The following is a 10,862-nucleotide window of genomic DNA, read 5'->3' as shown; positions in this document are numbered from 1 at the left end:
CGAGGCCCAGCTTGAAGCCCGGGTGCTGATGATGTCCACCAACAACATCCTCAGCCCCGCCAACGGCAAGCCGATCATCGTGCCGTCGCAGGACATGGTGCTCGGGCTCTATTATCTGTCGATGGAATCCGAGAAGGAGCCGGGTGAGGGCATGGCCTTCTCCGGCATGGCCGAAGTGCATCAGGCGCTGCATGCCAAGGTGGTGACGCTGCACTCGAAGATCCGCGCCCGTGTCTCGACCACCAACGAGGCGGGCGAGACGGTTCTGCGTCGCGTCGAGACGACGCCGGGGCGGATGCTGCTCGGCGAGTGCCTGCCGAAGAGCCACAAGGTCCCTTATGAGACGATCAACCGTCTGCTGACCAAGAAGGAGATTGGCGATGTCATCGACACCGTCTATCGCCACACCGGCCAGAAGGAGACCGTGCTGTTCGCCGACGCGATCATGACGCTGGGCTTCCGCCACGCGTTCCAGGCCGGCATTTCGTTCGGCAAGGACGACATGGTGATCCCGGCCGCCAAGGCGGTGCTGGTCGACAAGACCAAGCTCGAGGTCAAGGATTTCGAGCAGCAGTATCAGGATGGTCTGATCACCCAGGGCGAGAAGTACAACAAGGTCGTCGATGCCTGGGCCAAGTGCGGTGATCAGGTCGCCGGCGAGATGATGAAGGAGATCAGTGCCAAGAAGAAGACAGCCGATGGCCGCGAGGCACAGATCAACTCCATCTACATGATGGCCCACTCGGGTGCCCGTGGTTCGCAGGCGCAGATGAAGCAGCTTGCCGGCATGCGCGGCCTGATGGCCAAGCCGTCGGGCGAGATTATCGAGACGCCGATCATCTCGAACTTCAAGGAAGGCCTGACCGTGCTGGAGTATTTCAACTCCACCCACGGCGCCCGCAAGGGACTCGCCGACACGGCGCTGAAAACGGCCAACTCCGGCTATCTGACGCGCCGTCTGGTCGATGTCAGCCAGGATTGCGTGGTCATCGAGCAGGATTGCACCACCGAGCTCGGCCTGGTGATGAAGGCGATCGTCGAAGGCGGCAACACCATCGTGTCGCTCGGCGAGCGCATCCTGGGCCGTACCGTGCTCGAGGACATCATCGATGCCAAGACCGGTGAAGTGATTGCCCCTGCGGGTCGCCTGCTCGACGAAGCCGATATCACCCGGATCGAGACCGCGGCTGTTGCCGAGGTGAAGATCCGCTCGCCGCTGCTGTGCGAGACCAAGGGCGGCGTCTGCGCCACCTGCTATGGGCGCGATCTGGCCCGCGGTACGCCGGTCAATGCCGGTGAGGCTGTCGGTGTCATCGCCGCCCAGTCGATTGGCGAGCCGGGCACGCAGTTGACGATGCGTACGTTCCACATTGGTGGTGCGGCGCAGGTTAGCGAGCAGTCCAGCCTCGATGCGCCGGTCGACGGTATCATCGAGTTCCGTGTGCTGCCGACGATCACCGACAGCCGCGGTCGTGCCATTGCCATGGCGCGCAACGGCGAACTGGTGCTCCGCGACGAGGACGGCCGGGAGCGTTCGGTTCACCGCATCCCCTATGGGGCGGCACTGACCGTCGTCGAGGGCGTCACGGTGAAGAAGGGCGACCGTCTGGCCGATTGGGATCCGTACACGCTGCCGGTGATCACCGAAAAGTCCGGCAAGGTGAAGTATCAGGATCTGATCGAGGGCGTGTCGCTGCGCGAGGAAGTCGATGAGACGACCGGCATCTCGAACAAAGTGGTCAGCGACTGGAAGGCCGTCAACAAGAAGGACGATCTGCGGCCGCGCGTCACCCTGCTCAACGAGGAATCGGGTGAGACGGCGCGCTATCCGCTGGCGGTCGACGCGATTCTGTCGGTCGCTGACGGGCAGGATGTGTTCGCCGGCGATGTGATCGCCCGTATTCCGCGCGAAGCCGCCAAGACCCGCGACATCACCGGCGGTCTGCCGCGGGTGGCCGAGCTGTTCGAGGCGCGCATTCCGAAGGACAATGCGATCATCGCGCGCATCGACGGCCGCGTCGAGTTCGGCAAGGACTACAAGACCAAGCGCCGCATCTCGATCCGCCCGGAAGATGGCGGCGAGCTGGCCGAATATCTGGTGCCGAAGGGCAAGCACGTCGCCGTGCAGGAAGGCGATTTCGTGCGGCGCGGGGACTATCTGATCGATGGCAACCCCAATCCGCATGACATTCTGGAGGTGCTGGGGGTCGAGCCGCTGGCCGAATATCTCTGCACCGAGATCCAGGAGGTCTATCGTCTCCAGGGCGTGCGCATCAACGACAAGCACATCGAGGTGATTGTTCGCCAGATGCTTCAAAAGGTCGAGATCACCGTTTCGGGCGACACCACGCTGCTCGTCGGCGAGCAGGTCGACCGCGAGGAGATGGACGCCGAGAACGCCAAGCTCGACAAGAAGGGCACGCCGGCGGAAGGCAAGCCGGTGCTGCTCGGCATCACCAAGGCGTCGCTCCAGACCAAGAGCTTCATCTCGGCCGCCTCCTTCCAGGAGACCACACGCGTGCTGACCGAGGCTGCGGTGCAGGGCAAGGTCGATACTCTGCAGGGCCTTAAGGAGAATGTCATCGTTGGCCGCCTGATTCCGGCGGGTACCGGCGCCGGCATGGCACGTCTGCGCGTGGCAGCGAACAGCCGCGACGCCGCCCTGCGTGCCGCCCAGGCGAGCAAGGCCGAAGCGGCCATCGAGGCGCCCGCAGAAGCCTGAGCTGTTCGGACGAATAGAAAGGGCGTCGCGGGGAAGTGCGGCGCCCTTTTTTATGCCTTTGGGCAGTTCAGACGGCGCTGGATGACAAAGCCGGACTAACGGCGCCAAAACAGGCAATGTTCTTGGCGGTGAATTTCGTCAATGCGCATGCCTGCTGCTCCATTCGCACCTGTCGGGCCAATAGACCGAGCGGTTAGTCAGGGAATGTCTGACCTGCAACGCATGTTGAGGGTGCGGCGATACTGCCGCATGTGGGCCACAATGGACGTCTAAGATAGCGGTATGTACGAAAAGTTTGCCTCGGAAATTTTGGCATCGCAGCCGGTGCCCGAGCCCCGGTCTGCAGAAGGCCTCAGGCTGGTATTTTTCTCCGGCAATTACAATTATGTTCGGGATGGAGCCAATCAGGCGCTGAACCGGCTCGTTGCGTATATGGAGCAGCAGGGCGCTGAAGCGCGAATTTATTCGCCGACCAGTGATACCCCCGCCTTTGAGCCCGCCGGAACGCTGATTTCCGTGCCATCGGTGAGCATACCCGGCCGCGCCGAATATCGCATTGCGCGCGGGCTGTCTGGCCGCCACTGCCGCGAGATCGCCGAATTCAGGCCGCACCTGTTTCATCTCTCCGCGCCCGATCCGCTCGGCCACTCGGCCAAGAAGCTGGCCAAGAGCCTTCACACTCCCGTCGTTGCATCGGTGCACACGCGGTTCGAAACCTATTTCGAATATTACGGGTTTGGTTGGGCCCGGCCGGCCGGTGAGGCGATCCTGCGGCGCTTCTATGCCGGGCTTGATGAGGTGTTCGTCACCTCACAGGGCTTTGGCGACATGCTGCGGGAGCAGGGTCTGATCGAACGCGCCGCAACCTGGAGCCGCGGTGTCGACAAGACATTATTCAATCCGGATCGCCGCAATCTCGATTGGCGTCGCTCTCTCGGCATTGCCGATGATGAGGTGGTCATTGGGTTCGTGGGTCGCCTTGTGCTGGAGAAAGGCCTCGACATGGTGGCCGCAGCAGCAAACGAGTTGCTGCGGCGGAGCATTGCCCACCGGGTGGTGGTGGTGGGCGAAGGTCCGGCGCGCGCCCGCTTCGAAGAGCAGATGCCCGAGGCGGTGTTCACCGGATTTCTGCAGGGGGAAGCGCTGGCGACCGCCTTTGCAAGCGTCGACATGTTGCTCAATCCATCGGTGACCGAGACCTTCGGCAACATCAATATCGAGGCTCTGGCCAGCGGCACGCCGGTGGTAGCTGCCCAGGCGTCGGGCAGCATGTGCATCATCGAGGACGGCGTCACCGGCCGGCTTGTGCCCGCCACCGATGTCACCGGTTTTGCCGATGCCCTGCAGGTCTATTTGATCGATCACCAAGCCCGGTCCGCCGCCGGCGCTGCTGGTCTCGAGGCCGCCAAGGCCTATGACTGGGATCGTATCAACGGTGCCGTTCTCGCCCGCTACCGGGAGATCATTGGCGCCGATATCGCCAAGGCCTGACCCGCCCTTGGCGAACCGGTCAACAGCGCCTATATCGGGCGAGCCGGGTTCGCTCGGCTATGGCGATACAGAATGGCGTGTAATAGACGCAGCGGACCCGGGGGCAGTACCCGGCGGCTCCACCATCATCCCCCCTGTTGTCGAGGGCGATCTTGGGGCCGAACTAGGATCGACGTGTGTTCAAAGACGATCATTTTTGCCCGGCCTGAATGAGCCGTTAAACCGTTCACAACACACAAATGCCAACGACAACGAGGCATTCGCAATCGCAGCGTAACCTAAGATCCTCACGGATCTAGTTACACTGGCCGAAAGCGCGGTTGGGACTGCACCGGGCAACAGAAGCAGAAACCGGCGGTTCGGGGAGCACCGAGCAACAGAAGCTCCCCACCCGATCCTTCGGCTTGACCCGAACTGCTGCACAGGCCAGTTGGGGGCACGCAACCCGCTTGAGTGTGAGCCGTGAACGAAACGACCTCCGACAGCCTGATTCCTTATGACGAGATCGTGCAGGACGCGCTGCGGGGTGTGGTGCAGCGCGTGCTGATGCGGATCGACGCCGATGGCGGGCTGCCGGGCGCTCATCATTTCTACATCGCATTCCGCACCCGCGCGCCCGGCGTCGATATTCCCAAGCATCTGGCCGAGCGTTACCCCGACGAGATGACCGTTGTGATCCAGCACCGCTATTGGGACCTGGCGGTGGATGATGAAGGCTTCCAGATCGGCCTGTCCTTCAATCAGGTGCCGGCCAAGCTCAGGATCCCGTTCAGCGCGATCACCGGCTTCGTCGATCCGGCCGTCAATTTTGCACTGCAGTTCAATGCCCCCGTCGAGGAGGAAGCGCCGCCGCCCGAGCCGGAGCCGCCTTCGGACGATCCAAACGGCAATGTGGTGACGCTCGACAGGTTCCGTCGCAAATGATTGTCGCGGAACGCCGCGGATGACCGATTTTGCCCAGCCGATGCTGGCTGCGCCATCACGACGGGGCCTGATGTTCGTCATGTCCTCGCCCTCCGGCGCGGGCAAGACCACCCTGTCGCGGCGGCTGCTGGAAGAGGATGGCGACATCACCTTGTCGGTCTCGGCGACCACACGCCCGCCGCGTCCCGGCGAGACCGACGGCAAGGACTATTATTTCGTCTCGGCCGATCGGTTTCAGGATATGGTCAAGGGACGCGAACTGCTCGAATGGGCGACGGTGTTCGGTAACCGCTATGGCACGCCGCGTGCGCCCGTGGAGTCTGCGCTGATAATGGGTCGCGATGTGCTGTTTGATATCGATTGGCAAGGCACCCAGCAGCTCCAGCAGACCGATGCAGCCAATGATCTGGTCCGCATCTTCATCCTGCCGCCGGATCTTGACGAACTGGAGCGGCGGCTGCGGGCGCGGGCCACCGATCCAGCCGACGTCATCGACGAACGCATGGCGCGGGCGCGCGACGAGATCAGCCATTGGGGCGAATATGACTATATTCTTATCAACGACGATGCCGAGACCTGCCTGGCCGAGCTGAAGGCGATCCTGAAAGCCGAGCGGCTCCGAAGAAAGCGGCAGCTCGGCCTGGCCGGTTTTGTTCGCGACATGCTGGGCGAGGGCGAGTGATGGCACGTCGTTCGACAGTTCTTGCCCTGTCCTTGGTGCTGTTGGTGGGCGGCATGAGCATGATGGCCGTCGCCCAGCCTGCGGCGTCGAGCTGGCAGGGGCGTATTCAGGACGAGGACCGCAAGCGGCTTGCCGGCCTGTGGCGGGCATGGACGCATTCGCTCTCGCAGATCGGGGCTGCGGGCGAGACCGAGCGGCTGACGGCCCTGGGAGCCGTTGCGGTGGCGCCGGTCGAGCCCTTGCCCGGCCGCCGCGAGGACATGTCGCAGTCAGCCGCATTGCCGATGCCCGGCAAATACCAGTGCCGGCTGGTCCGCATGGGGTTGCGGGACGATGGTTGGCCACGCGACGCCGGACAGCCGCTGGTCGTTACCGACTGGGGCGATTGCACTATCATGGCCGAGTCGGGCGACGCGACATTGCGATTTGACATGCTGGACGGCAGCCAGCGGCTGCATGGGCGCCTCTGGGCCGATGGTGACAGGATGATATTCCTGGGCGCAACCGCACTTGCCAGTGAGACCGGCATCCGCCGGTATGGCGACGATCCGGACCGGGATGCCTTGGGCGTCCTGCGATCGCTCGAGCCAGTCCACTGGCGAATCGAATTGCCTTGGCCGCGCTGGCAATCGAACCTGTTGCTGGTCGAGATCAAACAGGCGTGAAAATGTTAAGTTGAAAATGCCATGCGCGCCGCGACGGATCAAATGCTGAATTGAACGTAAAATCGACCATATTGGCTTAAATTTCCATTAATTTTGCTGTGCCTCCGCGCCCCCTCGCTGTAGAAGGGTCGGCGTGAGGTGTCGTCTTATGCGTATGAAATTGATTGGCATGGCTTGTGGGCTGGTGATCGCGTCGCCCGCGACGGCCGTTACAGGATTGGGCGATCCCGCCGCTGCCCTGCAGGCGATGCGCGAGCTGAACCTGATCGTGCTCAACAATCTCCAAGCCCAGGGCCAGGAGGTTGAAGGCAAGACGTTTGTCGGCGGCAATGTCACGGGGAACGGCACCAACTTCGGTATCGGCAACACCCAGCAGGGCAGTTCGCCATCCAGTCGCGCGACACTGTCGGTCGTCGGCGGCATGAATCAGCAGAACAGCCAGCTCAACAATGGCAGCAACGGTGGCGTCGGGCGGGTCGGCACGCCGGCTAGTGTCGTTGTTGGTGGTGATGTGAAGGGCATGAACTTCAATGCCCAGAACGGCACCATGCAGGTCGGCGGCAATCTCCAGAACTTCAATGGCTCGAGCGGCGGCGCCTATCAGGTCGGAGGCAGCACATCCGGCAATATCAATGCCAATGGTTCGACGATCACTACGGGCCTCGGCACGGCCTTCGCGTCGTCGGTGGTGGCGGGCCTTGTCGCCGAGCGTGATTCTCTCTCCGCCAATCTCAACGGCTTGTCGCAGACCCTTGCCGGGATGACGCTGGCCGATAATCCGAGCAGTGTGCTTGTTGGCTCACAGGGCCCGGTGTTCAACGCTGTCGCGGGCGATAATGGCTTTGCGCTGTTCACTATCGATGCCAACCTGCTGAGTATGGGCCAGATCAACTTCAGCTTTCTGGGCGATCCGATGCCGATCGTGGTCAATGTGCTCGGACAGACCGTCAACTGGAATGCCAATCCGGTGGGCGCCTATAACGCTAGCCTCAACCCATGGCTGATCTGGAATTTCGTCGATGCCACGACGATAAATGTCGACCGCATGGTCCATGGCAGCATGCTGGCGCCGCTGGCGACGATCACCAATTCGACGGCGATTGAGGGCACCATCGTGGCGCTCAATATGAACATGCGTGGCGAGGTTCATCTTGGCAGCTATGCCGGCGGCAGCGATTGGCTGTTGCCCGAGCCTATTCCGGAGCCGGCGAGCTGGGCGATGCTGATCACCGGCTTTGGTCTGGTGGGCGCCGTCATGCGCCGCCGACGGATGGTGGTCGCCTAGGCCCTGACCCGTTGGGGCATCAGGTGTCCCGTGCGGATTGCTTCATGCTCGGCGCGATCCGCGCGGCATCCGCCGGCGTCGCTTCGGGGCCGGGTAGCGGCGTCGGCAAATCGGCGCGTGCTGCCCTGTGGATGGCCTTGCGGATGCGCGGATAGGTGCCGCAGCGGCATAGGTTGGTGATGGCCGCGTCGATGTCGGCGTCGGTTGGGATCGGGATCGATTTGAGCAGTGCTGCTGCAGCCATGATCATCCCTGACTGGCAGTAGCCGCACTGGGGTACTTGTTCGGCAATCCAGGCTTGCTGGACGACATGGGACCGGTCGTCGGACAGACCTTCAATCGTCGTTACGAACGTGCCCTCCAGATCGCCGATGCTCACCTGGCAGGACCGTGTCGGAATACCGTCGACATGGACGGTACACGCCCCGCACAATCCCGCCCCGCACCCATATTTCGTTCCCGTCAGATTTGCGGCGTCGCGCAGCGCCCATAGCAGCGGCGTGTCAGGCGCCAGCTTGAACTGCACGGGCGAGTTGTTGATGGTGAAACGGGTCATGAGCTGGCTTTAGCCGAAGGGCGATCGAGATGGAACTGACGACGCTGGACTATCGCGTGCAGGGGCCGGTCGCCGAAGTGACACTCTGCCGCGCTGCGGAACTGAACACCATGAACGACGCGTTCTGGGAAGAAGTGCCGGCGGTTTTTGCCCGTATCGAGGCCGATACGTCTATCCGCGCGGTCATCATCGCCGCCACCGGTCGCCATTTCTCCGCCGGGCTGGACCTGAACTGGGCCTCGACCCTGCTTGCGGCGGTGGGGGAGCCAGGCCGTGCGCGCGAGCGTTTCAGGCGGGAGGTGCTTCGCATGCAAGAGGCCTTTTCCGTCATCGACCGCTGCCGAGTGCCAGTGATTGCCGTGGTCCAGGGCGGGTGCATCGGCGGCGGGGTGGATCTTGTAACCGCCTGCGACATGCGTCTGGGCGTCGAAGGCTGCTATTTCAGCATCCAGGAGGTGAATCTGGCAATCGTCGCCGATGTCGGCACGTTGCAGCGGCTGCCCCATTTACTGCCGCACGGTCTCGTGCGCGAACTGGCGTATACGGGGCGCAAGTTCACCGCTGCGGAAGCCCGCCAATGGGGCTTTCTCAATCGAATCGACGAGGACCATGAAGCCGCAATGGCCGGCGCGCGGGCGATTGCCGGTGAGATTGCTGCCAAGTCGCCGCTGGCGATTACCGGAATCAAGCAGGTGCTGAATCATGGGCGTGATCATACGATCGCCGAAGGGCTTGAATATGTGGCGCTGTGGAACGCCGCCATGCTGCAGGGTGAGGATGTGCCCAGAGCGTTGGCCGCCCAGATCGCCCGCGAAACGGCCAATTTCCCCGACCTCAACGGCTGATTTGTCATATTTTTGACAAGGCGCGACGAAGTGGGAGCTTGCAGCGCACCTTGCACCGCGTCATAGGACCCGCATCAGATCGATCAGTCGGTCATCGTGTCCAAAGAGGCTTTCATGCGTCGCCTTTCCGGTCGTTCGACCATCGTCACCATTCTGGGCCTCGCCGGCATCTCAGCGCCGGTGCTGGCGCAAAGCGATGCGCCGGTGGCGGCCCCGGTGGAAACGGTGACGCTGACCGAGCTGCCGGCGACGGTGGCCTCTTATGTGACGCCCGATGCCCTGTTCGGGCAGCCGAATGGTGGCTGGAACCTCCAGACTCCAGTGACGGCCATCGGGCAGGAAGCTTATCGGCTCACCAACTATATCATGAACCCGATGATGGCCGCGGTGGCCGTGTTCGTGCTCATCCTGCTGGCCTATGTGGTCATCAAGTTCCGCGCCTCGGCCAACCCGGTCGCTTCGCGCACCAGCCACAACACGACGATCGAGGTGATCTGGACCGTCGTGCCTGTGCTGCTGCTGGCCTTTATCGCGGTGCCGAGCTTCCGGTTGCTGGCCAATCAATATGATCCGCCCGAAGCCGATCTGACGATCAAGGCGATCGGTCACCAGTGGTACTGGGAATATGAATATCCGGACCAGGGTGGCTTCAGCTTCGATGCCGTGATGCTTACCGACGAGGAGTCGGCCGAACGCGGCTCGCCGAAGCTGCTTGATACCGATAATCGCATCGTTGTGCCAGTCGGTGCGACGGTGAAGGTGCTGACGACGGCTTCGGACGTGATGCACAGCTTCGCCATCCCCAGCTTCTGGGTGAAGATGGACGCCGTGCCCGGCCGGATCAACGAGACCTGGTTCAAGGTCGATCGTCCGGGCGTCTATTTCGGCCAGTGTTCGGAGCTTTGCGGCACCAAGCATGCCTTCATGCCGATTGCCGTCGAAGTCGTCTCGCGCGAGCAGTTCGACGCCTGGGTGGCCGCCAAGCAGGCTGAAAATGGAATTGAACCGGAAGCGGCTGCGGCCGAGTCCGAAGTGGCTGCGGCGCAGCCGGCAGCGTGACAGGAGAGACGGGAATGGCAAGCGAAAGCGCGCTGGTGGGAGCGGCAGGACATGCCGGGCATGATGATCATGCTGACCACAAGCCGGGCTTTGTCGAACGTTGGTTGTTTTCGACCAACCACAAGGACATCGGAACCCTGTATCTTATCTTCGCGGTAATCGCGGGGACTATTGGTGGGGCGATCTCGGGCATCATGCGGCTCGAGCTGGCCGCGCCGGGCATCCAGTATCTGACCTGGTTTACTGATGGCAATCTCGATGCCAGCTATCATCTCTGGAACGTGTTCATCACCGGTCACGGCCTGATCATGGTGTTCTTCACCGTGATGCCGGCCATGATTGGCGGCGTCGGTAATTGGTTTGTTCCAATCATGATCGGCGCACCGGACATGGCCTTCCCACGCATGAACAATGTGTCGTTCTGGCTGCTGGTGCCGTCGTTCCTGTTGCTTTGCGGCTCTATGTTCGTCGAGGGCCCCGCCGGCTTCAATGGGGCCGGTACGGGTTGGACGGTCTATCCGCCGCTCAGCACCGCAGGCCATCCGGGGCCAGCTGTCGACATGGCGATCCTGTCGCTCCATATCGCCGGTGCTTCATCGATCCTTGGCGCGATCAACTTCATCACGACCATTC

10 protein-coding genes and 1 other RNA gene are annotated in these 10,862 nt (G+C 62.4%); 10 read left to right on the top strand and 1 reads right to left on the bottom strand.

Translation table 11 applies throughout. The annotated features are described in order from the left end of the window. The 7 genes from ACTIFJ_RS13855 to ACTIFJ_RS13825 form a co-directional block, all read left to right on the top strand. Positions 1-2,722 (top strand): DNA-directed RNA polymerase subunit beta' (locus ACTIFJ_RS13855; protein WP_439534701.1); only part of this gene is annotated, 2,722 nt, incomplete at its 5' end. A 282-nt stretch (positions 2,723-3,004) separates the two neighbouring features. Next, on the top strand, positions 3,005-4,213 hold the full coding sequence (locus ACTIFJ_RS13850) for a glycosyltransferase family 4 protein (protein WP_439534700.1): 1,209 nt from the start codon (positions 3,005-3,007) through the stop codon (positions 4,211-4,213). Between the two features lie 3 nt (positions 4,214-4,216). Then, positions 4,217-4,566, top strand: a transfer-messenger RNA (tmRNA) gene (ssrA, locus tag ACTIFJ_RS13845). Positions 4,567-4,675: 109 nt separating this feature from the next. Then, positions 4,676-5,137 carry an SspB family protein gene (locus ACTIFJ_RS13840; RefSeq protein ID WP_439534699.1) on the top strand — a complete coding sequence of 154 codons (462 nt, stop codon included), beginning with the start codon at positions 4,676-4,678 and terminating at the stop codon, positions 5,135-5,137. 19 nt (positions 5,138-5,156) lie between these two features. Beyond that, the gene (gmk, locus tag ACTIFJ_RS13835) at positions 5,157-5,819 is read left to right on the top strand and encodes a guanylate kinase (RefSeq protein WP_439534698.1); all 663 of its coding nucleotides are present in this window, start codon (positions 5,157-5,159) and stop codon (positions 5,817-5,819) included. A 59-nt stretch (positions 5,820-5,878) separates the two neighbouring features. Beyond that, entirely contained in the window at positions 5,879-6,484 is a 606-nt protein-coding gene (locus ACTIFJ_RS13830; protein ID WP_439534697.1) for a DUF4893 domain-containing protein, read from the top strand. Between the two features lie 148 nt (positions 6,485-6,632). Continuing rightward, positions 6,633-7,769 carry a collagen-binding domain-containing protein gene (locus ACTIFJ_RS13825; RefSeq protein ID WP_439534696.1) on the top strand — a complete coding sequence of 379 codons (1,137 nt, stop codon included), beginning with the start codon at positions 6,633-6,635 and terminating at the stop codon, positions 7,767-7,769. A 19-nt stretch (positions 7,770-7,788) separates the two neighbouring features. Here the strand turns inward: ACTIFJ_RS13825 and ACTIFJ_RS13820 are convergent, their stop codons facing one another. After that, positions 7,789-8,325 carry a (2Fe-2S)-binding protein gene (locus ACTIFJ_RS13820; RefSeq protein WP_439534695.1) on the bottom strand — a complete coding sequence of 179 codons (537 nt, stop codon included), beginning with the start codon at positions 8,323-8,325 and terminating at the stop codon, positions 7,789-7,791. Between the two features lie 29 nt (positions 8,326-8,354). Between ACTIFJ_RS13820 and ACTIFJ_RS13815 the strand changes: the two genes are divergently transcribed. The 3 genes from ACTIFJ_RS13815 to ACTIFJ_RS13805 all read left to right on the top strand — a co-directional run. Further along, complete coding sequence (locus ACTIFJ_RS13815; protein WP_439534694.1) at positions 8,355-9,170, top strand: crotonase/enoyl-CoA hydratase family protein; 816 nt, start codon at positions 8,355-8,357, stop codon at positions 9,168-9,170. Between the two features lie 114 nt (positions 9,171-9,284). Continuing rightward, a complete protein-coding gene (gene coxB, locus ACTIFJ_RS13810) occupies positions 9,285-10,229 on the top strand; it encodes a cytochrome c oxidase subunit II (RefSeq protein ID WP_439534693.1) in 945 nt (314 codons plus the stop codon). Positions 10,230-10,243: 14 nt separating this feature from the next. Further along, on the top strand, positions 10,244-10,862 hold a 619-nt coding region (locus ACTIFJ_RS13805; protein ID WP_439534692.1), incomplete at its 3' end, for a cbb3-type cytochrome c oxidase subunit I.

The organism is Polymorphobacter sp. (assembly GCF_051860865.1).
GTDB lineage: Bacteria > Pseudomonadota > Alphaproteobacteria > Sphingomonadales > Sphingomonadaceae > Sandarakinorhabdus.
Note: the sequence above shows the minus strand (reverse complement) of the source record. Positions and strands in the feature narration are given on the sequence as shown.

Coding starts and splice junctions, on each gene's coding strand:
- ACTIFJ_RS13850 (WP_439534700.1), top strand. CDS start 3,005: ATGTACGAAAAGTTTGCCTCGGAAATTTTGGCATCGCAGCCGGTGCCC.
- gmk (WP_439534698.1), top strand. CDS start 5,157: ATGACCGATTTTGCCCAGCCGATGCTGGCTGCGCCATCACGACGGGGC.
- ACTIFJ_RS13830 (WP_439534697.1), top strand. CDS start 5,879: ATGATGGCCGTCGCCCAGCCTGCGGCGTCGAGCTGGCAGGGGCGTATT.
- ACTIFJ_RS13825 (WP_439534696.1), top strand. CDS start 6,633: ATGCGTATGAAATTGATTGGCATGGCTTGTGGGCTGGTGATCGCGTCG.
- ACTIFJ_RS13820 (WP_439534695.1), bottom strand. CDS start 8,325: ATGACCCGTTTCACCATCAACAACTCGCCCGTGCAGTTCAAGCTGGCG.
- ACTIFJ_RS13815 (WP_439534694.1), top strand. CDS start 8,355: ATGGAACTGACGACGCTGGACTATCGCGTGCAGGGGCCGGTCGCCGAA.
- coxB (WP_439534693.1), top strand. CDS start 9,285: ATGCGTCGCCTTTCCGGTCGTTCGACCATCGTCACCATTCTGGGCCTC.